The sequence below is a fragment of the Bacillus sp. (in: firmicutes) genome, assembly GCA_017656295.1.
GTDB lineage: Bacteria > Bacillota > Bacilli > Bacillales > JACDOC01 > JACDOC01.
In genome coordinates this window covers 72,710-93,550 of record JACDOC010000001.1, presented here as the reverse complement: position 1 = coordinate 93,550, position 20,841 = coordinate 72,710, and the positions used below count along the sequence as shown (strand labels likewise).

19 protein-coding genes are annotated in these 20,841 nt (G+C 39.0%); 9 read left to right on the top strand and 10 right to left on the bottom strand.

The features are described from left to right. Positions 1–51: 51 nt before the first annotated feature. The 6 genes from pdxK to H0Z31_00435 all read left to right on the top strand — a co-directional run bounded on the left by pdxK (position 52) and on the right by H0Z31_00435 (position 4,655). Positions 52–852 (top strand): pyridoxine/pyridoxal/pyridoxamine kinase, encoded by an 801-nt coding sequence (gene pdxK, locus H0Z31_00460; GenBank protein ID MBO8175907.1) that lies wholly within the window; start codon positions 52–54, stop codon positions 850–852. A 20-nt stretch (positions 853–872) separates the two neighbouring features. Continuing rightward, on the top strand, positions 873–1,220 hold the full coding sequence (locus tag H0Z31_00455) for a YojF family protein (GenBank protein ID MBO8175906.1): 348 nt from the start codon (positions 873–875) through the stop codon (positions 1,218–1,220). Between the two features lie 22 nt (positions 1,221–1,242). Next, the gene (gene bshB2, locus H0Z31_00450; protein MBO8175905.1) at positions 1,243–1,920 is read left to right on the top strand and encodes a bacillithiol biosynthesis deacetylase BshB2; all 678 of its coding nucleotides are present in this window, start codon (positions 1,243–1,245) and stop codon (positions 1,918–1,920) included. A gap of 318 nt (positions 1,921–2,238) precedes the next feature. Further along, positions 2,239–2,967, top strand: coding sequence for an ABC transporter ATP-binding protein (locus H0Z31_00445; protein MBO8175904.1), 729 nt, complete (start codon positions 2,239–2,241; stop codon positions 2,965–2,967). Next, the gene (locus H0Z31_00440) at positions 2,957–3,973 is read left to right on the top strand and encodes an ABC transporter permease (GenBank protein MBO8175903.1); all 1,017 of its coding nucleotides are present in this window, start codon (positions 2,957–2,959) and stop codon (positions 3,971–3,973) included. Before H0Z31_00445 ends, H0Z31_00440 begins: the two co-directional genes overlap by 11 nt. Before the next feature lie 31 nt (positions 3,974–4,004). Beyond that, positions 4,005–4,655: a TetR/AcrR family transcriptional regulator gene (locus H0Z31_00435; protein ID MBO8175902.1), complete on the top strand. Its 651-nt coding sequence runs from the start codon at positions 4,005–4,007 to the stop codon at positions 4,653–4,655. A gap of 281 nt (positions 4,656–4,936) precedes the next feature. Here H0Z31_00435 and H0Z31_00430 read toward each other — a convergent pair whose 3' ends face one another. Together H0Z31_00430 and H0Z31_00425 are read right to left on the bottom strand one after the other, a co-directional pair. Next, positions 4,937–5,806 carry an HAD family phosphatase gene (locus H0Z31_00430; GenBank protein MBO8175901.1) on the bottom strand — a complete coding sequence of 290 codons (870 nt, stop codon included), beginning with the start codon at positions 5,804–5,806 and terminating at the stop codon, positions 4,937–4,939. 68 nt (positions 5,807–5,874) lie between these two features. Beyond that, entirely contained in the window at positions 5,875–6,537 is a 663-nt protein-coding gene (locus tag H0Z31_00425; protein ID MBO8175900.1) for a DNA alkylation repair protein, read from the bottom strand. A 168-nt stretch (positions 6,538–6,705) separates the two neighbouring features. Here H0Z31_00425 and H0Z31_00420 point away from each other — a divergent pair, with 168 nt between their 5' ends. Continuing rightward, positions 6,706–8,028, top strand: a complete 1,323-nt coding sequence (locus H0Z31_00420; protein ID MBO8175899.1) for a short-chain fatty acid transporter — start codon at positions 6,706–6,708, stop codon at positions 8,026–8,028. 38 nt (positions 8,029–8,066) lie between these two features. Here H0Z31_00420 and sda read toward each other — a convergent pair whose 3' ends face one another. From sda to H0Z31_00405, 3 genes are read right to left on the bottom strand one after another with little or no spacing between them, the layout of a single operon-like run. Beyond that, positions 8,067–8,240 (bottom strand): sporulation histidine kinase inhibitor Sda, encoded by a 174-nt coding sequence (gene sda, locus H0Z31_00415; GenBank protein MBO8175898.1) that lies wholly within the window; start codon positions 8,238–8,240, stop codon positions 8,067–8,069. A 36-nt stretch (positions 8,241–8,276) separates the two neighbouring features. Further along, positions 8,277–9,311, bottom strand: coding sequence for an ABC transporter permease subunit (locus H0Z31_00410; protein ID MBO8175897.1), 1,035 nt, complete (start codon positions 9,309–9,311; stop codon positions 8,277–8,279). Then, positions 9,308–10,177, bottom strand: a complete 870-nt coding sequence (locus H0Z31_00405; GenBank protein ID MBO8175896.1) for an ABC transporter permease subunit — start codon at positions 10,175–10,177, stop codon at positions 9,308–9,310. The genes H0Z31_00410 and H0Z31_00405 overlap by 4 nt, the downstream gene beginning before the upstream one ends. A gap of 391 nt (positions 10,178–10,568) precedes the next feature. Here H0Z31_00405 and H0Z31_00400 point away from each other — a divergent pair, with 391 nt between their 5' ends. After that, entirely contained in the window at positions 10,569–11,921 is a 1,353-nt protein-coding gene (locus H0Z31_00400) for a YjiH family protein (GenBank protein ID MBO8175895.1), read from the top strand. 226 nt (positions 11,922–12,147) lie between these two features. Here H0Z31_00400 and brnQ read toward each other — a convergent pair whose 3' ends face one another. The 4 genes from brnQ to H0Z31_00380 form a co-directional block, all read right to left on the bottom strand. Continuing rightward, entirely contained in the window at positions 12,148–13,497 is a 1,350-nt protein-coding gene (brnQ, locus tag H0Z31_00395) for a branched-chain amino acid transport system II carrier protein (protein MBO8175894.1), read from the bottom strand. Positions 13,498–13,747: 250 nt separating this feature from the next. Then, on the bottom strand, positions 13,748–14,698 hold the full coding sequence (locus H0Z31_00390; protein MBO8175893.1) for an L-threonine 3-dehydrogenase: 951 nt from the start codon (positions 14,696–14,698) through the stop codon (positions 13,748–13,750). A gap of 115 nt (positions 14,699–14,813) precedes the next feature. Beyond that, complete coding sequence (locus H0Z31_00385) at positions 14,814–16,004, bottom strand: glycine C-acetyltransferase (protein ID MBO8175892.1); 1,191 nt, start codon at positions 16,002–16,004, stop codon at positions 14,814–14,816. Between the two features lie 298 nt (positions 16,005–16,302). Beyond that, entirely contained in the window at positions 16,303–17,850 is a 1,548-nt protein-coding gene (locus tag H0Z31_00380) for an AbgT family transporter (GenBank protein ID MBO8175891.1), read from the bottom strand. 301 nt (positions 17,851–18,151) lie between these two features. On the opposite strand from H0Z31_00380, the gene H0Z31_00375 reads away from it, so the two are divergent. Continuing rightward, entirely contained in the window at positions 18,152–19,372 is a 1,221-nt protein-coding gene (locus H0Z31_00375; protein MBO8175890.1) for an amidohydrolase, read from the top strand. 53 nt (positions 19,373–19,425) lie between these two features. Here H0Z31_00375 and H0Z31_00370 read toward each other — a convergent pair whose 3' ends face one another. Further along, a complete protein-coding gene (locus tag H0Z31_00370) occupies positions 19,426–20,499 on the bottom strand; it encodes a hypothetical protein (GenBank protein MBO8175889.1) in 1,074 nt (357 codons plus the stop codon). Between the last annotated feature and the right edge of the window lie 342 nt (positions 20,500–20,841).

The following is a 20,841-nucleotide window of genomic DNA, read 5'->3' as shown; positions in this document are numbered from 1 at the left end:
CTAAAATACAAATACCTTTTTGTATAGAACTAGTATAAGGAGTGATACATGATGACTTTACATAAAGCATTAACAATCGCCGGTTCTGACACAAGTGGTGGAGCTGGGATTCAAGCGGATTTAAAAACGTTTCAAGAACTAAATGTTTATGGAATGACTGCCCTTACAACAATCGTGACGATGGACCCAACCGACTGGCATCACCAAGTGTATCCGATTGATCTTTCTACGTTAGAGGCCCAATTACAAACCGCTTTTTCTGTTGGAATCGATGCGTTAAAGACAGGAATGTTAGGCTCTGTAGATGTAATTGAACTAGCGGCTTCTTACATCGACAAGCACGACATGAATCGCGTCGTTATCGACCCGGTAATGGTCTGTAAAGGAGAAAATGAAGTACTTCATCCAGAAACGACGGATGCGCTACGCGACATTCTGGTGAAGCGAGCAACCGTGGTGACGCCAAACTTATTTGAAGCTAGTCAATTAGCTCAAACTCGTCCAATTCAAACGATCGATGACATGAAAGAAGCTGCCCAAATTATCCATTCCCAAGGAGCGAAATACGTTTTAATAAAAGGCGGAAAACAGCTGGCTCATGACAAAGCGGTGGACCTGTTATATGACGGTCAAACGTTCACACTTTTGGAAGCGGAAAAAGTGGACACAACGTACACTCATGGAGCTGGATGTACGTATGCCGCGGCGATCACCGCGGAGTTAGCGAAAGGACGCACTGTAAAAGATGCGGTTGGACTCGCGAAACAATTTATTTCCAAAGCGGTTCGCCACGGATTCCGTCTGAATGACTTTGTTGGACCTGTGATGCACGCTGCTCACCGACGCTTTTAAGTATTCAAGGAGGAATTGGAATGAAACCCATTGAGCTTGCCGACGTTCAAGCCGAAATTAATCGTTTTGCGAAAAAAGAAGTATATGTACACTTAGAAACGACCAATGGGGCTTATGCCTCCCACTTTAATAAAACGTCTTTTTCTTCAGGAGCGTATATACGGAACGCAAAAGTCACGTACGAGCACGGCAAAATCGTCGGTAACGGACCGTATCGTGTCGGCCTAAAAATGCCATTTGGTTGGATCTATGCTGAAGGTCTTACACATTATGAAGTGGACGAACTAGGACGCCTACTCATGGCTGGTCACGATTATGAAGGAAAGCTAGCTGTCGCCCTTCAACTCAGTTTGACCCCATTTGCATAAGGGGAGAGAGGAGTTCATCAAAATGGTTCAAAAAGAACGACACGTGTTAGTTATCTTCCCTCATCCAGATGATGAAGCATTTGGCGTTTCAGGGACGATTGCTATACATGTAGAAAATGGGACCCCCGTCACCTATGCGTGTCTAACGTTAGGTGAAATGGGACGAAATATGGGGAATCCCCCGTTTGCTACAAGGGAGTCCCTTCCCCTCATCCGAAAGAAAGAGCTACAAGAAGCGGCCAACGTACTTGGTATTCAAGATTTACGGATGATGGGTCTTCGCGACAAAACGATTGAATTTGAAGACGAAGAAAAATTAATTCAAATGATGACCGATTTAATTAACGAGACGAATCCATCTTTAGTCATTACGTTTTATCCAGGCTACTCCGTTCATCCCGACCACGAAGCAACGGGACGTGCTGTCGTTCGGGCGATCGAGAGGATACCAGAAACAAAGCGACCGAAGTTACATTGCGTCGCCTTTTCGCACAATTGCCAAGAAGAGCTCGGTCCGCCTGATATTATCGTCAATATTGAAGCGGTAAAAGAGAAAAAAATGGCGGCGATGCGGGCGCATAAATCGCAAACAGCATGGATCTTAGCTGATATTGAACAAAAAATCGCCAACAACGATCCTGAAGGACTTCGATGGGTTCAATACGAACGGTTTTGGTCTTATCAATGGTATCGCCATTAGAGTTGAATTCAAGGACATTTCCTTTAGTTACAAGAGCATAGTTAGATCAAAAAAACAGGGTGATACGTTTTTCACCCTGTTTTTTTGCAGATAGAAACAATTAGGGAAAACGCTAGTTTTATGAGAAAATCCTTTCAAATAAGAGAAATTTTTTAAAATTTATGAGAAAAAATCTCTAGATTATGAAAAAAAATCCAAAGTTATGAGTAAATTTGATAAAATGAGTGATTACTCACTTCATAAATCAAGATAAATTATGTATGATAAAAGTGAGTAATCACTCACAAATATGTTCAAAAGAAACGGAAGGTGGTTGTAATGACCAAACTCATCGATATTCAGCACCTATCGAAGTCGTTTGGATCGCTGAACGTGTTACGCGACATTTCATTATCCATTTCGGCTGGTGAAATTTATGGCTTGTTAGGACCATCTGGATCAGGAAAAACAACACTCGTCAAAATTATGATGGGTCTTGAGCAAGCTGATAGTGGTGCGGTGTGGATGAATGGAGTCAAAATGCCGTCTTTACAAGCGATGACCTCGATCGGTTATATGGCCCAATCGGATGCGTTATATAACGAACTCACCGCCAAAGAAAACCTAGATTTCTTTGCTTCTTTGTATGGATTAAAAGGTAAACGAAAAAAGGAGCGTATTGAATCGGTGATGGAAACCGTTGATTTACTCGACCATTTACACAAACCGGTTCACCTGTATTCTGGGGGAATGAAGCGTCGTCTTTCGTTAGCGATTGCCCTCCTTCATGAACCTTCTTTATTAATTTTAGACGAACCGACTGTCGGCATTGACCCCTTATTACGTCAGCAAATTTGGCAGCAGTTTCAACAATTAAAACAGCAAGGAACGACGATTTTTGTGACGACTCACGTCATGGATGAAGCCGAACGATGCGACCGACTTGGACTCATTCGAGACGGTTCATTACTTGCGAATGATTCCCCTGAAAACATGAAAAACCATCACCAGGCCAGTTCGATAGAAGAAGTGTTCTTAATGTTAGGAGGGAAGGCTCATGCGAATTAAAGCATTAGTGGTTCGTATTTTACGACAGTTTTTACGGGACCGCCGAACATTGGCTTTATTAATTTTTGCCCCTATATTTATTTTAACCATGTTATGGCTTGTCTTTGACCAAGGGGAGATTGATCCAACGATTGGTGTAGTTCCGGTCATGGAACCATTCATTGAAGAAGATAACGAGACATTTATCTTGTACGATTCGGAAAAAGAAGTTGAAGAGTTGCTACAAGAAAGAGAAATCGATGCTTACTTGCTTATGAATCCTATCCCTGTTTTAAAACTGGAAGGAAGCGATCCATCCGTAAATCGAGCGGTTATTCAAGAGGTACAAGAATGGTTGAAAACACTGCAACCAAAAAAGGATGAGCTATCACTTGATGTCCAGTTTTTACATGGCTCAGCCGATATGAAGCAGTTTGATTATTTTGGTCCAGTTTTATTAGGCTTTTTCGTGTTCTTTTTCGTCTTTTTAATTAGTGGGGTTTCCTTTTTACGCGAACGGACGTCCGGTACACTTGAACGGTTATTAGCAAGCCCTCTTAAAGCGTGGGAAATTGTCATAGGGTATGTGCTTGGATTCGGTATTTTTACCGTTCTTCAAGCTTCCTTGATTTCGTGGTACGCCATTTACGTGCTCGATATGATGATGGAAGGAGCGTTTTGGCAAGTCTTACTTGTCATCTTGTTATTGTCATTTACCGCCTTAACGATTGGTATTTTACTATCCGCTTTTGCCAAAAATGAGTTACAAATGGTGCAATTTATCCCTCTTGTCGTTGTGCCACAAATTTTCTTTAGCGGCCTGTTCAATATAGAAACGATTCATCCGACGTTACAATGGATCGGTCCATGCACACCGCTTTATTATGCAGCAAACAGCTTACGAGATGTGATGATTCGAGGATATAGCTTATGGGATACATCCATCCATTTAATGGTCCTGGCTGGGTTTTCATTCCTTTTCATTCTCTTAAACATTGCTGCCTTAAAAAAATATCGTAAAATATAAGTACAAATTGATCATATAAGGAGTTTATTCCATGCAAGAATATCAAGACATGCTGGACGTTATATTAGAAAACGAAGAAAAGATTACAGAAAAACAAAAGAAAATTTTAGAGGCGGCCATTGAGATCTTTTCTGAAAAAGGATTCGCTTCCACGTCAACAAGCGAAATCGCTAAAAGAGCTGGCGTCGCCGAAGGAACGATTTTCCGTCATTATAGAACTAAGAAAGACTTGCTGTTAGCCATTGTCGGACCGGTCATGTCCAAAATTGCCGCCCCTTTTGTTACTCGTGGTATTCATAAGCTGTTGGATACCGAATTTGACTCGTTCACTGACTTACTTCGGGCAATTATTCATAATCGACAAGAATTTTTGCGAAACAACATGCCTCTATTTAAAATATTTGTTCAAGAAATCTCCTTCCATCCGGAGTTAAAAGATCAGTTTTTTCAGCATGTGTCAAAACAATTAGCTAATCGAATGTTCCATATTATTAAATCCTATCAAGAAAAAGGACAGCTAATCGATTTACCGCCAAAGTATATTTTTCAATTCATCCTTTCGGTTATCTTCGGTCATTTAATTGCTCGGAACGTGTTATTTCCTGATAAAAACTGGGATGATGAAAAAGATATTGATATCATGATCCAGCTCATTATGAATGGTATTGGAAAAAAATTTTAAGGGGAGACTAACCTCCCCTTTTTTTGTTTTCTATTTTTCTTTGTAACTGGATGGCAACGGTGATGACAAAGCTCACAATTGCCAGCAGGTAGAACGTATCTATTTGAGTCCAAGTAGCTAACGCTAGCCATCCAAACAAGAGTGCACGAAAGATATGCTCATAAAACAGCCATTTTTCGTTTTTTGGTTGGAAAAAGCAATAATGATATCGAACAAGAAAACGACTAAAAACAAGACAAAAGCCCAGTTCATGGTTTTTCACCTTGTACTCTATAAAAACGTTATTTTCCTACTTTCTGTAGCGCCATTTCAATTGCTTTGGCAACACCGTCTTCATCATTTGTCACTGTTTCATAACGGCATTGCTTTTTAATATCATCCAAGGCATTTCCCATCGCGACCGGGTAGCCGACGATGTTAAACATGGATACATCGTTATAGTTGTCTCCAATTGCCATCGTTTCTTCTAAAGCAATGCCTTGTTGTTCGACAAGTTTTTTTAGTGCGACTCCTTTTTGCGCTTTCTGATCGGTAATTTCTAAGTTTTCACTACCAGAAGAACTAATGGCAATCGACGAAATAGGTTGCAAGCGCTGATGAGCCAGCTGTAATTTTTCCTTGTCAGCTGAAAACACTAAAAATTTATAAATGTGAATTTCGTTATCTGACATGATGTCGCTGTAGCTTCCGATTTCACGAATAAATCCTTTTTCTAATCGCTCTTTGGCCATTTGGCGAACAAATTCTTCTGGCATCGGTGGATTCGTCGTTGTAAAAATATCAATAACGGTTTGTAATCCTATTTCGTAATTCTCTGTAAACGTTCCTTTGTTCGTATATAACTCAAAATAAATGTCGATTTCTTTTAGGATGTTCATAACTTCTTGAGCATCTTTTTTATCAAGACTATGTACATGAACAACCGTTCCATTTTGGTCGCGGACTTCTGCACCGTTGACACAAATGATTGGCGTATGAATGCCGGCTTCTTGTAGCACGTATCTTGCTTCTTCGTATGACCGGCCGGTAGCAATGACGACTTGAATACCTTCCTGCTGGGCTTTTAATATTGCCTCTCGATTAGCCTCACTAATGGTTTGTCGACTATTGATTAATGTACCATCCATGTCAGATGCGATACAACGAATCATACTGTCACCTTCTTTGTTGTTATTCCAGTATATGGTCATTGTATCACGTCCCCTTCATCTTTTCCATTCTACACGTACTTAGACCCCTCGCGCACACTTAGCTTTGGTAACGGATGCTGTTGAATAAAGGCTCTGACGGAATCAGGGTTCGTTTTTGAGTATTCTCGTAGGGCCCATCCAATCGCTTTTTGAATGAAAAACTCGTGATTTGTAGCATTTTTTAAAATATTTCCATATAGTCGTTGTTCGTCCGTCTCCCCTTTATACTTTAATTGGTATATAATTGCCGTTCGCCGAAGCCACATATTGTCATCCGTTGGCCACTTGTCAACAGTCGGTAACACCTCTTCCGGGAACCTTTTGGCCAATGTGCCGACTAAATGGCTCGCGATATGATCGACGGTATCCCACCACGATTTTTCCGTTATTAAGTCATGGCATAATGTTAAATCCTCCGGTTGCAACTCTTTCTTCTTACGGGTCATATAATTGAGTGCGGTGTATTGAAATTCTCGTTCTTCCTTCTTCCAAAGTGTTCGGACAAACGAACGATCAAACGGTTTCTTTAATAAACCGGTGTCCTGGTAAAAAGTTGACAGCAGCTTATTTCGTTCAGGGGTTTTGATTCCGATAAAGGGAAATAAATTTCTCATGTATTTCTCCATCGCCTGGGCATTTTCTTTATTTCGTTCAGCATACAAACGATGTTCTAATTCGTTGATGATGTCCATTACTTGTCCCCACCTTTTCAACATTATTGTTCTAAATTCTTAATCAAATCGCCACCAAGAAAATTTTTTATTAAATTTATTTTCATAATAAAAGGAATTTTCTAATATTAATAGAATTTATTTAAAGATGTAAGCGCTTTAAAAACAGACAAACAAAGGGGGAATTAGATGAAAAGCTTAATTCATTTTTCAAATCGCCTCATGCAACGTTATTTACCAGATCCATTTATTTTTGTAGTTCTTTTAACATTTGTCGTTTTTGTACTTGGATTACTTTTTACCGATAGTACTGCCGGTCAAATGGTTCAGTATTGGGGAGATGGATTTTGGAACTTATTATCCTTCTCCATGCAAATGGTACTTGTCCTTATTACCGGATACGTTCTAGCAAGTAGCCCTTTTTTTAGAACGTTGTTAAACGGTTTAGCGAGAGGAGCAAGAACACCGGGTGCAGCCATCATTTTTGTCACGGTTGTCTCGATGATTGCAAGCTGGATTAACTGGGGATTTGGGTTAGTCATTGGGGCCCTGTTTGCTAAAGAATTAGCCAAACGGGTTCCAAACGTGGATTATCGACTATTAATCGCGAGCGCTTACAGTGGATTTATCGTCTGGCACGGAGGATTTTCGGGATCTATTCCTCTATCCATTGCAACGGAAGGACATCCATTCGCCGAACAAATCGGTGTAATTTCTACCAACGAAACGATCTTCTCTACGTATAACTTATTCATTGTCGTGGCATTATTCCTCATTCTTCCTTTATTAAATCGGTTTATGCATCCAGAGAAAGATCAAACAATTACGATTGATCCAAGTTTGCTTGATGGAATGTCTACTCAAGCGGCTACTGTTGAGGAAGTGCGTACGCCTGCGAATTGGTTAGAAAATAATTTTCTAGTTTCGTTATTGGTCGGACTTTTAGGTCTTTTTTTCCTTTTCTATTACTTTATTGAAAGCGGTTTTTCCTTAAACTTAAATATTGTGAACTTCTTATTCCTTTTCCTAGGTATTTTGTTCCACTGGACGCCAAAACGGTTTCTTCAAGCTGTGAATGAGGCGGTGAAAGGTGCGAGTGGTATTATTATTCAATTTCCGTTTTATGCTGGAATTATGGGAATGATGACGGCATCCGGTTTAGCGGTCGTCATGTCTGAAGCCTTTGTGAATATATCGAATGATGTTACCTTCTATTTCTTTGCGTTTATCAGTGCTGGTATCGTCAACTTCTTTGTACCTTCTGGAGGTGGCCAGTGGGCTGTTCAAGCACCAATTATGATTGAAGCGGCTCAGTCGCTTGACTTATCCATTGCAAAAACTGCGATGGCTGTGGCTTGGGGAGATGCGTGGACAAACTTAATTCAACCGTTTTGGGCATTACCAGCTTTGGCGATTGCCGGATTAAAAGCGAAAGATATTATGGGCTTCTGCCTGATTGTCCTGTTTATTAGTGGAGTTATTATTTCGATTGGACTCTTCCTATTTGCCTAATGAAAAAAAGCGTTAAGGTGTATTCCCTTAACGCTTTTTTACGTATATTGCAATTCTCTAATTTTCACTCCACGGTTTTCAATTTCTTTTTTTAGCAGCGATATGAACTCCATCGATAGCGAGTTTCGAACCGCTTTTTTATAAGCATAAATTAATTCTTCATCTGAAAGTAATTGTAACGTATTTCGATACAGTTGAATATTTCTATACACAGTTTGTCCTCCTATTCCAAGTATTTATATGATACGTTAGTTACTTTCTTTTAAAGAATGGCGCTTGACCAATTCGAAATGAAATGAAGCAGCTGTCGTTTCTGCATTTTGGCGAGATATCATTTTTTCCTTTTTCTTTTTCGTAAAGTAATATGAATATCCGGCTGTGGCTCGTACATACCCTTCCATCATGAAAGCGGTGGCCAACATCGTAAGACCAAAAAAGGCAATAGGGCCAAACAACATCCAAGGAGCTGTTTTGAAATACGGTAAGGAACTCCCAATAAGCCCCGACCATTCATTTGAGATGGAAAGAGGTGGATCTTTAAAGAGTGGATCATAGGATACATTCGTTCCACCGAAAAATAATTGTAATAAGCCCAAATGTGAGAGGATAATTAACGTTTGCATCACTTGTTGACCAAAAATTAGAACGAGTTTTTCCTTCATCATTGGAATCAAATGCTTTCGTATGATTCGAAATGTGGAAGCACCAAGCGTCTTCGAGCAAACGATAAATTCCTCTTGTAACAACCGTTCTGCCTCATTTCCTACTAATACAACTACAACTGGAACGGTTAATAAGGATAAGATCATTACTTCATAGACAATTCGCTCCATTAAGGTTGTTTGAAACCCTTCCCTTGGCTCCCAAAGAACAGGAAACAATAAATAAAAGGCGACCACCGTTAACGGTACATAATGAAACGAATCAACAAAAGCGGTTATCCATCGTTTGTAGCGCTGTCCATAAATCCCAACAAGAAACCCAAGAGGAATTCCTAAACCAACACGAATAAGTGCCACTGCTAACGCCCCTAAAATCGTAAACTTTGCTCCTATAATGATTTTAGATAACATACTATATCCATACATATCAGAGCCTAATGGCATCTTCCAATGCGGAGATAAAGGAGAAACATCCACTAACTTTCCATTTGCGTCGTATAAAAAGTTCGTTTGTGGAATTTCTCCATTCGTCATCCACGAATAAACAAAACTTAATACTAGCAAGCCACTGAGAAATGTGAACCCAGTTAGAAACAATGGCTGTCTCCATACGGAATTCATATTCTAATCAACCCCATTTTTCGAAAACACCATTCCCCAAATGTATAAATGATGAATATTGGAAGAAAGATAGCAATCATAGAATACGAGAACACTACTGGATGCAAATGTTGTTTCAAAAATGTAGCTATTCCTCCTAAATTAAAGAAATATTCAATGACAAACAAGTTCGAAAGCATAAACCAAATCGTCTTTTTTGACTGAAAAAATAAACTTACTACAACGTTTCGAAATATATGTTTTACAACAATTACCACTCTTTTTAACCCAATAGAATGAGCTAAGGTGACATAGTCTTTCCGCCATTCGTCTTCCAAAAGAACCATCACATGTCGGTAGAGCATAATGGTAGGTAAAATGGACAAACAAACAATCGGAAGAACGTATATTTGTTGTTCTCCTAACGTAGCTACGGAACTAAGTAAAATCCCTGTTTTCTTAAAAATAAAAACGATAAACATTTGAATAGAAACTATCACTAATAAATCAGGAAGTGATTCCAATAAATATAGAAAGAAACTAAACTTTTTTCGAATGTTGTAAGGAAAAAGCATGCTTATGATTGCCAAAAGAACGGCCAATAAAAATGCGAAAACTATTGCACAAAATAAAATGGTCAATGAATAAATAACACGATCCATCAATACTGGAAGAAGCAATTGTTTGCTATCCCCTATGGTTACGGTTTGTTGTAACGGGTGAATAAAAGAATAGACAATCTGGACAATAGCCTCTCCGTAATATCTCCATCCATATTCTCCAGATATGGTCGCTTGAATAAAATACGGTAAACTTGCTAAAAGGATGATACCGAAGACAGAAAGGACGAGTTGTAATATAAAGCGTAACAATGGTCTTGCGAGCATTATCCTATACCCCCAGATTTAAAGCGGATACATATAAGCTCTCATAGTCATTTATTCATTCGACATATAGACCAAAATTCCTACTTATTTCCAAAATTTTTTTCTAATAATTGATGAAAACTATATTCTTTTCAACATAACTAGTTTTTTGTATAATAAAAATTATCAGAATTTAAACAGGTTTCTGATTTTAATTTCTTACAAATCATTTGATATTTATACACTTAAAAGGGGGGTGTGATAGTTTTTGTAAACGTTTTCAGTTATTTGAATTGTTTTTATAATAAAATTTATACAATAATTTATAATATCCTAGACAAAAAGGTTTATTTGAATTAAAATTAGTCGTGCTTTATATTTATACATTCTTTTGAAAAGGGTGATGGGTAGAATGAAACAAGCCAATTTTAGTTTGATAGACTCATTGAGGTTTTTGATTCCTTCGTTACTCGGTATCTTTTTATTTATGACTCCGATTCCACATGACGGAGGAATTACCATTCCAATTGCGATTTTATCCAATGCGTTGCAAGAATTATTAGGTGATCGAATCCCGATTCTCATGACGTATATCATTGTTCTGACACTTATTGGAACAATTGTCGCAAAATTATTTAAACCGTCGTTTATTGAAAACTCTCCTTTCCTTAAAGCCTTACTTGATGTAAAACCTGTTTGGTTGGTAGCACGACTACTCGGTGCGATTTTTGCATTAATGACGTTATATCAATGGGGGCCAGAATGGATTTGGTCTGAAAATACAGGTGGACTGTTACTCACAGGACTACTTCCAATCTTATTCGCTGTCTTTTTATTTGCCGGGATGTTTCTTCCGCTGTTATTAAATTTTGGTCTACTCGAACTGTTTGGAGCAATTCTTACAAAAATTATGCGTCCGGTCTTTAAACTACCTGGACGTTCTTCGATTGACTGTTTAGCGTCATGGCTTGGGGATGGAACCATTGGTGTCTTATTAACAAGTAAACAATACGAAGAAGGTTATTATACCAAAAAAGAGGCTGCCATTATTGGTACGACTTTCTCGGTTGTTTCAATTACCTTTAGCTTAGTTGTCATTTCCGAAGTAGGGCTTGAAAGCTATTTCGTACCATTTTATTTAACCGTCACACTTGCAGGATTTGTAGCAGCCATCATTATTCCACGTATTCCGCCATTATCGAAAAAACAGGACACATACGTGGATGGACGACCTGGTGATAAAACTAGCGAGGACATTCCAGCAGGATATTCTCGTATCGGTTACGGCTACGAACAAGCGTTACTTCAAGCAAGGAAAAATAATAGCCTGAAAAAATTCCTTCAAGATGGAACGAAAAATATTTTAGATATGTGGATGGGTGTCGCTCCAATCGTTATGGCATTAGGTACGCTTGCGTTAGGAATTGCCGAATATACAAGCTTTTTCGCTTGGTTAGGTAAACCGTTTATTCCGATACTTGAACTCATGCAAATTCCAGAAGCAGCGAAAGCGTCAGAAACGTTACTTATCGGGTTTGCGGATATGTTTTTACCAGCGTTAATCGGATCTGGTATTGAAAGCGAATTAACGCGCTTCGTCATTGCCTGCTTATCTGTTACACAGCTCATCTATATGTCTGAAGTCGGCGGACTGCTACTTGGTTCCAAAGTTCCTGTAAATATGAAAGATCTCATCATTATTTTCTTATTACGTACAATCATTACTTTACCGATTATTGTTCTTGTCGCCCATTTCATTTTTTAGTGTTTCGAGTCGAGTGTGAAACAAATTGTTTTTACACTCTATTTTTTTGATCTTTTCGCCATCGGGCAAATAACATAGTTTGACCGGCAAGTGAATTTTTCAGAATATGTAACCAAAAATGAAATACTTCCATATCGACAAGGGCTTCAATTTGTTTTTACAATAAATATAGAAATGACAAAAAAGGTGACCACTCATGTGATCACCTTTTGTTTTATCGGTCGGCTTAGGATGCTTTTTTCAATGCATTCGAACCGTTTTGTTTATTACCTAATTGAGCAATGATGTAACCCATGATCGCTCCAACAAGAGATGGTACTAACCAGCCGACCCCTTGGCTATATAATGGTAACAAAGACAAAACATCTTGAAGAGCAGATACATCTAGTGATGTATACGCAAGTCCATCAACGATGCTCACTACCGCAGCTCCGATTAAAGCAAACACGTAAACCGGAGAGTGACCAGAAATAGATTCTGGTAAGAAAGATAAGAACATAATGACAATCGCTAACGGATACACCATTAAAAGCACTGGAATCGAAATTTGAATTAATTGTGTTAAACCGACATTAGCAATAATCATGCTAAAGATAGATAAAATGATAACAAATGTTTTATAAGAAACCTTCGGGAAGACTTTACTAAAATATTCACTACAAGATGATACAAGGCCAATGGATGTCGTTAAACACGCAAATGTAATCGCTAATGCTAAGATGGTTGTACCGATGGAACCAAATAAGTGCGTTGCCGAACCAGATAATATAACCGCACCATTATCCGCTTGTCCTATCACATTAATAGAAGTTGCCCCTATATAAGCTAAAGATACATACACAAGCGCTAATCCAGTTGCTGCAATGGCACCTGCTTTAATGGTTGCCTTCGCTAACACTTTGTTATCTCTTATACCAAAATTTTTAATTGCATGAATAACCACAATTCCGAAAACTAAGGACGCCAGCGTGTCCATTGTTAAATACCCTTCAATAAATCCTTTAAAGAAAGCTCCAGATTGGTAAGCCTCTGCTGGTTCTCCGATTTCTCCCATTGGAGTGATTATAGCTTTAATGACGAGCGTTGCTAAAACGACCACTAGAATAGGTGTTAAAATTTTACCAACGCGGTCTACTAATTTAGATGGGTTCATGGCTAACCAAAGCGTAATCCCAAAGAACACGACTGTTGTTAAGAATAGGGATAAATTTCCCCCTTTAGCGGCTTCGGATAAAAACGGTGTGACACCAATTTCGAATGACACCGTCGCTGTGCGCGGAATCGCAAATAACGGACCGATGACAAGATATACTATAAATGTAAAAATAATTCCGAATATTGGGTGCACACGTGAAGCTAATTTTTCTAAGTCACTACCTGTTAACGCAATAGCGGTAACCCCTAATAACGGCAGACCTACTCCAGTAATTAAAAATCCTACAATGGCAACCCATACGTTTGATCCAGCTGCTTGCCCTAATGCTGGAGGGAAAATCATATTACCTGCACCTAGAAAAAGAGCAAACAACATTAAACCAACTGCCAACACTTGCTTGCCTGAAAGTTGTGTTTGCATGATTATCCTCCTTATTTTTAAGTTATATCAAAATTTTCAAACAACTATGAATAAAACCGTTTATATCCTACCACATGTTTTAAAAAAATAAATATATTAATAAAAAGTTTTAATTTTAAATTTATTATAAAATTTCTGTCGATTTATTTCAATATTTTCGAATAATTTTTTATTATGTTTATATAATATTTATAGTATTTTACAAAAAAGGCACACAAATCTTTGCTGATTTGTATGCCTTCTCCTCTATTTATACTGATAATTTTTCTCTTAATTTGGTTAGCATATCTTCCGTCATTTTCGCTAAATCGTATTCAGCTTTAAAGCCCCATTCTTCTTTTGCACACGTAGCATCGATGGAATTTGGCCAGCTTTCCGCAATGCTTTGGCGAACAGGATCTACATCGTAATCTAATTCAAAGGAAGGAATATGCTTTCTAATTTCCGCTGCAATTTCTTCTGGATCAAAACTCATCGCGGTTACATTAAAAGAGTTCCGGTGCTTCAATTTCGACGCATCGGCTTCCATTAAGTCGATAATAGCGTTCAACGCATCTGGCATGTACATCATATCCATGTACGTACCTTTCGCAATGTAAGAAGTATACTTTCCTTCTTGTAGCGCTTTATAATAAATCTCTACGGCATAATCGGTTGTTCCACCTCCAGGCGGTGCTACGTAAGAAATTAAACCAGGGAAGCGCAAGCCACGTGTATCGACACCGAACTTATAGAAATAGTAGTCACAAAGAAGTTCTCCAGCTACTTTATTCACCCCATACATCGTTGTCGGACGTTGAATTGTATCTTGTGGGGTATTGTCTTTGGGAGTCGTTGGACCGAATGCTCCGATTGAACTTGGTGTAAAAAATTGACATTTAAGTTCTCGTGCCACTTCAAGTGCGTTGACTAGCCCACCCATATTTAAATTCCATGCTAAGAGCGGATTTTTTTCAGCTGTTGCTGATAACAGGGCCGCTAAATGAATAATGGAATCTACTTCATACTTTTTCGCTACTTCAAACATTTTATCCGCGTCCGTTACATCTAAAACTTCAAACGGGCCGCTATTCACAACGTCATTGTCCACTTGGCGAATATCGGTGGCAACGACGTTTTGGTCACCGTACACATCGCGAAGCTTCATGACTAATTCTGTTCCAATTTGTCCAAGGGCTCCGGTGACTAAAATTTTCTTCATGAATTTTTTCCTCCTCTACCTTTTTAATCAACACCCAAATTGTCAGTTAAGTTCGAAAATACGGAGTAAAATGTAAGAAAACTCGGCAAAGGCGCCGAGCCATTTTGATTCTTCGTTATGAAATTACGCCCATTTCTTTTCCAACTTTTTCATAGATTTCGAGCGCTTTGTCTAACATTTCCTTTGTATGCGCAGCTGTTGGCATGTTGCGAACGCGTCCTGTACCACGTGGAACTGTTGGGAAAACGATCGCTTTTGCGTATACACCTTCTTCGTATAATCGTTTACTAAATTGTTGCGTTAACTTTTCTTCACCAATAATACATGGGGTAATTGGCGTTTCGCTTTCCCCAATGTCAAACCCTAACGACTTTAATCCTTTTTTGAAATAGTTTCCGTTCTCCCACAGACGATCGTGTAATTCCGTACTATTCATTAACATATCAATCGCTTCCGTACAAGCAGCGACATCAGCTGGCGTTAAAGCAGTCGAGAACAAGAACGGACGTGAGCGAACCTTTAACCAATCAATAAGCATTTGCTTACCAGCGACATACCCACCAACAACACCAATCGCTTTAGAAAGCGTACCAATTTGGAAGTCTACTTTGTCTTGTAAGCCGAAATGCTTGACTGTTCCCGCTCCTTTTCCAAGTACACCAGAGCCATGGGCATCGTCTACATACGTGATTAAGTCAAACTCCTCAGCAATTTCGACAATTTCAGGAAGTTTGGCGATGTCTCCATCCATTGAGAATACACCGTCTGTGATGACCATTATTTTCTTATATTGACCAGACTCTTTTGCTTCTTTCGCTTTGGTGCGAAGGTCGTCCATATCGGAATGGTTAAAACGAATGATTTTTGCCTTCGACAAGCGACAACCATCAATAATTGACGCATGGTTCAACTCATCGGATAAAATGGCGTCATTTTTATCCATAACGGCTGAAATCGCTGCCATGTTACAGTTAAATCCAGATTGATACGCAATCGCTGCTTCGGTTCCTTTAAATTCTGCAATTTTTTCTTCCAATTTCACGTGTAAGTCTAACGTCCCGTTAATTGTACGAACGGCTCCAGCACCCACACCATGAGAATCAATTGCTTTTTTCGCTACCTCTTTTAAGCGTTCGTTCGTAGCGAGACCAAGATAGTTATTAGACGATAAGTTGATAAGCTGTTTATCTCCAATGGTAATGATCGGTCCATTGGCGCCTTGAACAGGGTCAATGACATTGTATAGTCCACGGCTTTTTAAGTCCTCTAAATTTTCTTGTAAAAATTCATCTAATACTTTTGACATTTTCTTCCCTCCAAAAAGGTGTAATTTCTCCTATTGTCCCCTTTGTTCGGCCTTTCTATCAGACACAATTGTCCGTGCTCAAAGGACACTAACACTCATTTTTCTTCATAGTTTACTTTATAATTTATCATATTTTTCGTTGAATGTTTATACCTGATGGACAGATTTCAAAATTCTTTCGTAGCTTTTTATGAAGAAGACGAGGAAATATCGTGGTTATTGGGGAAGTCAATTCTCTGATGGTAAGGAAAACGAGGAGGCGTGACAACCATTCCATTGGACCGCTCTCCTCCTTACATTACATATAGATACTTGCACCAGGACCAAGTGGAAGTCCAAACACAAACCAAACAATAAATAAAGCAATCCATCCAATAGCAAACACAACAGAATAAGGAATCATCACCGCAATTAATGAACCGAGCCCCATATTTTTATCATACTTTTGGGCCAGTGCGAGCAAAATTGCAAAATAAGCAAACATTGGCGTAATAGGGTTGGTAATAGAATCACCAATTCGATAAGCCATTTGCGTAAATGCTGGACTATAATTTAACTGCATAAACATCGGGACAAAAACGGTTCCTAAAATGGCCCATTTCGCTGAGGCACTACCAATAAAGATATTTAATAATGCCGAAATAAGAATAAACCCAATAAATAGAGGAAGACCGGTTAAACCTAATTCTTTTAATACATCTGCTCCTTTAATCGACATAACGATTCCGAGATTACTCCAGTTAAAATACGTAATAAATTGGGCCGCAAAGAAGGCTAAAACAATGTATAGGCCCATAGTTCCCATCGCATTCCCCATCGCTTGAGCAACATCTTTATCGGAGCGAATTTCTTTTGTCACGATTCCGTACGCTAACGCTGGAAAGAGGAAAAGCCCCATAATAATCGGAACGAGGGAACTCATGAATGGAGAAATGATAATTCCCCCATTTTCTCCTCTAAGTGGCGCTTGTTCTGGAATAATGGTTATAGCAATAAAGACTAAATAAATAATTGTTACAATACCAGCCCACTTAAGCCCTTTCTCCTCTATTGGCTTTAGCGGTTGGAACGAAGCTTGTTTTCCTTTATAAGCTGGTAGACGTGGTTCTACGACTCGATCGGTTACCCAAACAGCAAGTGGGACGATGATAAAACATGATACCGCTAAAAAGTACCAGTTCATGGCTGGATTCGCTACATACGACGGATCGTTAATTCGTGCAGCAGATTCAGTAAAACCCGCCAGAAGAGCATCGAGCATGTTGACAATTAGGTTGGCACTAAATCCCCCAGCTACCGAGGCATATGCAGCGACCATCCCAGCAATCGGATGTCGTCCGACACTTAAAAAGACCAGGGCAGCAATAGGAGGAAGAACAATTAATCCTGCATCCCCCGCCATATTCGCTAAAATGCCAGAAAATACAATAGCAAACGTAATCAGCTTTTTCGATGTCGATAACACTATTTTTTTCAATAAAGCGGCTATTAGTCCTACACCTTCAGCAACACCAACGCCAATCATTGTGACAAGAACCAGTCCAAGAGGAGGAAATTCCGCAAAGTTTTTCACCATGTTCGTCATAATCTTCTGGAAACCTTCCGTTGTTAACAGGCTGATGACTGCTACTTCTTCGTTCGTGGCCGGGTTTACTGCTTTCCATCCAGCTAATGCTCCTACATGAGAAAGAAGAATGACGATGAAGGCAAATGCAATAAATAACGTAATCGGATCGGGCAATTTGTTCCCAACTTTTTCGATACCGTCTAACATTCGATGAAAAATTCCATGTTGTACGACTTCTTGTTTTGACGTTTCCACAGATGTTGGTTTAACTACTCCCATTTCCACCCCTCCACTTTCTAAATTTTCTAATTAGTAAAAACAATACCACATTCACCTACATATTCCTACCCGGTATTTCTTTTGAAAACGTTTTTATTTAAAAAAAATTTCAACTCTTTTATTAAGATTGGAAAACACTTGTAAGAAGTGGTTACTTGTAAGAAGGACACAATAAATTTTAAAGTTTACTTCCAAAGTTTCAAAATTTTGAACACTTTTTGACTATTTTCATAGTGTTTTTTTCAAATGATTGTTATAATATTGAATAATTTCAAACAAATGAGAGGAGGATGGGTTGACTGTGCTTTCATCCTTGTTCCAACGATTAGAGGAATTGTTCCCTGAAACGGTGGATTTACGTAGGAATTTCCATCAATATCCTGAATTATCGTTTCATGAAGAAAAAACCCCTCAAAAAATCGCGGATTATTTAAAAAGATTAGGAATTGAAACACGAACCAATGTCGGAGGAAGAGGTGTTGTCGGTACGATTAAAGGGAAGCATCCTGGAAAAACGGTTGCCTTACGTGCTGACTTTGATGCTCTTCCAATCCAGGATGAAAAAAACGTCGAGTACCGTTCAAAAGTACCTGGAGTAATGCATGCGTGTGGACACGATGCCCATACGGCTACGTTGCTTACGGTCGCAAAAGTGTTACAAGAACATCGCCACTTACTAAAAGGAAACGTCGTGTTAATCCATCAGTTTGCCGAGGAAGTTGCTCCAGGTGGGGCAAAACCAATGATTGAAGATGGTTGTTTAGATGGAGTGGATGTTATTTTCGGAACCCATTTATGGTCCCTATTACCGGTCGGACAAATTGGGTATCGTAAAGGCCCAGCGATGGCTGCAGCGGATAAGTTTGAAATCGCCATCCAAGGGAAAGGCGGTCACGGAGCTGCCCCTCACGATACGGTCGATGCAATCATGCTAGGTACATCATATATTCAAATGCTTCAGCAAATTGTGAGCCGCCGAATTAACCCACTTGCACAAGCGGTCATTAGTGTTGGACAATTCCAGGCAGGAAATTCGTTCAACGTCATTGCAGACAAAGCGACAATTATAGGGACCGTCCGGACATTTGACGGAGCGATTCAAGACCAAATCATTCTCGAAATGGAATCGCTATTAAAATCGCTATGTGATCATGCAGGGGCTACGTATGAATTCCTTTATGAAAAAGGATATCCTCCATTAATCAATCACGAACAAGAAACTGACTTCCTTATTAAGTGCGCCTCCTCTATTGTTGGAGACGAAAACGTTGTTTCTCTTGAACCAAGTATGGGAGGAGAAGACTTTGCTTATTATTTACAAAAGGTACCGGGAACCTTTTTCTTTACCGGTGCTGGTAATCCTGAAGTAGGGGCAATGTATCCACATCATCATCCGAAGTTTGACATTGATGAACGATCAATGTTATATGCTGGAAAAACATTAATTGCCGCAACCGTTCGTTTTCTGGAACAACATGCCGAACAACCGTCGGCATCCACAATAAACTCTACTTCTTCATAAATGAAACATGGAGCTGGTATAGGAAACGATCGCCAGCTCCATCTTTTTTAAGATTATCCAATCCATTGATTACGAATTTGTTGCTGAATTTCTTCTACTTTTTGTGTATTAATTACTTTTTTAATATAGTTTTTCCACTCATCCCATTTTTCTTTTGCCGTCCATAACTTTTTCGTTCCTTCATCCATTTTTTCTTTATACCTTGAAATAATATCAGCTAATTCATCCTTATACGTTTCATCGGTGGTCGGGTCAATCACTGTTCCATAAAATTCGATTATTTCATCTCCTTTTCGTGAAGGAAAATATTCATGAGGGGCCGTACTATCAAAAATGGTAAAATTTAATTCTCTTACCATCACCATATCGAGACTGTAAGGATCTAACCCGCAATGGTACACTTCGACATCATACCCAAGCTTTTCTGCATACGAAACAACTTTTTTTAACATCGTTGATTTTCCTGATCCTGGTCGTCCTTTAATGTAATAGCGGTGCGGTACATCATCCGTCAAATTCGGAATAAAGTCAACAGGACCATACGGTGTGGCTGCCCCTAAAAAACGATGAACGGTCGATCCTTTTTTTTCATGACTCGGTTCAGGAAATAAGCGTTGAATCCATTGTTCGGTTAATCGGTTGGCTTCTTCAAAATCGAGATGGGAAATGTAGATGTCCTCCCACTCATCATGAATGGTTAGCGCTTCTCCAAATGCTCGGTACGCTTGGGAACAGCTTTCCTCAATTTCTTTATGAATTTCTTCTAACTTCGGGGCCAATTTTAGCCAATGCGACTCATCTAAAGCATCAAATAATGATATACGCGAAATCTTTTCCGCTGGTAATGGAAATCTCATTTGTAACGTTCCGTCTAAAAAAACAACTAATTGATCACGTTGAATGACACCAACTAGCTCATTTGGATTCATTGCCGAAAAAATACATTCGACTGACATACCTTGGTTTAGCCAATGATCACGAATCGCTTGCAAAATCTCCTTCTGACCGGAGTAAGGAGGCGCTTCTAGAACAATTACTTGTAGTCCCTCAATGTTAGAAGAAAGCAAATTGTAATACCCTCTCGCTGTATTACCGTTTACAAAGTAACGGTATTCTTTTCCTTTCATCCATTTCACCCTTTCGTTGCTTTCAACTGCAAAATATGCAATGGCTAACAAATGGGTGAATGTCTATATCAAACATTGATTTCCAAAAAATATCGAGAAAATAGTTGTATTCCTATCCTGGTTTATTTTACAATAGGCGTATGCAAACGATTGCATAATTCATAGTATATCCTATCTGTAATTTAAACTATATGACAAGTTTACGTTAAGATGAATGATCATATAATGATTGATAAATGATTACGTATAGATATGCAAACGATTGCACTTGAAGTGTCTCTTACCATGTATTGTAATCGTTCACAAAATCAGTTTATCTCTCTTTTCGTAGAGAGAAACTAT

Bases quoted from the DNA above. Each gene is read 5' to 3' on its own strand.
- H0Z31_00385 (MBO8175892.1), bottom strand. From the start codon at position 16,004: ATGTCAAAAGTATTAGATGAATTTTTACAAGAAAATTTAGAGGACTTA.
- H0Z31_00410 (MBO8175897.1), bottom strand. From the start codon at position 9,311: ATGAATTCCGTATGGAGACAGCCATTGTTTCTAACTGGGTTCACATTT.
- H0Z31_00435 (MBO8175902.1), top strand. From the start codon at position 4,005: ATGCAAGAATATCAAGACATGCTGGACGTTATATTAGAAAACGAAGAA.
- H0Z31_00400 (MBO8175895.1), top strand. From the start codon at position 10,569: ATGAAACAAGCCAATTTTAGTTTGATAGACTCATTGAGGTTTTTGATT.
- H0Z31_00440 (MBO8175903.1), top strand. From the start codon at position 2,957: ATGCGAATTAAAGCATTAGTGGTTCGTATTTTACGACAGTTTTTACGG.
- pdxK (MBO8175907.1), top strand. From the start codon at position 52: ATGACTTTACATAAAGCATTAACAATCGCCGGTTCTGACACAAGTGGT.
- H0Z31_00425 (MBO8175900.1), bottom strand. From the start codon at position 6,537: ATGGACATCATCAACGAATTAGAACATCGTTTGTATGCTGAACGAAAT.
- H0Z31_00380 (MBO8175891.1), bottom strand. From the start codon at position 17,850: ATGGGAGTAGTTAAACCAACATCTGTGGAAACGTCAAAACAAGAAGTC.
- H0Z31_00430 (MBO8175901.1), bottom strand. From the start codon at position 5,806: ATGATTCGTTGTATCGCATCTGACATGGATGGTACATTAATCAATAGT.
- H0Z31_00390 (MBO8175893.1), bottom strand. From the start codon at position 14,698: ATGAAGAAAATTTTAGTCACCGGAGCCCTTGGACAAATTGGAACAGAA.
- brnQ (MBO8175894.1), bottom strand. From the start codon at position 13,497: ATGCAAACACAACTTTCAGGCAAGCAAGTGTTGGCAGTTGGTTTAATG.
- bshB2 (MBO8175905.1), top strand. From the start codon at position 1,243: ATGGTTCAAAAAGAACGACACGTGTTAGTTATCTTCCCTCATCCAGAT.
- H0Z31_00420 (MBO8175899.1), top strand. From the start codon at position 6,706: ATGAAAAGCTTAATTCATTTTTCAAATCGCCTCATGCAACGTTATTTA.
- H0Z31_00445 (MBO8175904.1), top strand. From the start codon at position 2,239: ATGACCAAACTCATCGATATTCAGCACCTATCGAAGTCGTTTGGATCG.
- H0Z31_00455 (MBO8175906.1), top strand. From the start codon at position 873: ATGAAACCCATTGAGCTTGCCGACGTTCAAGCCGAAATTAATCGTTTT.
- H0Z31_00370 (MBO8175889.1), bottom strand. From the start codon at position 20,499: ATGAAAGGAAAAGAATACCGTTACTTTGTAAACGGTAATACAGCGAGA.
- H0Z31_00405 (MBO8175896.1), bottom strand. From the start codon at position 10,177: ATGCTCGCAAGACCATTGTTACGCTTTATATTACAACTCGTCCTTTCT.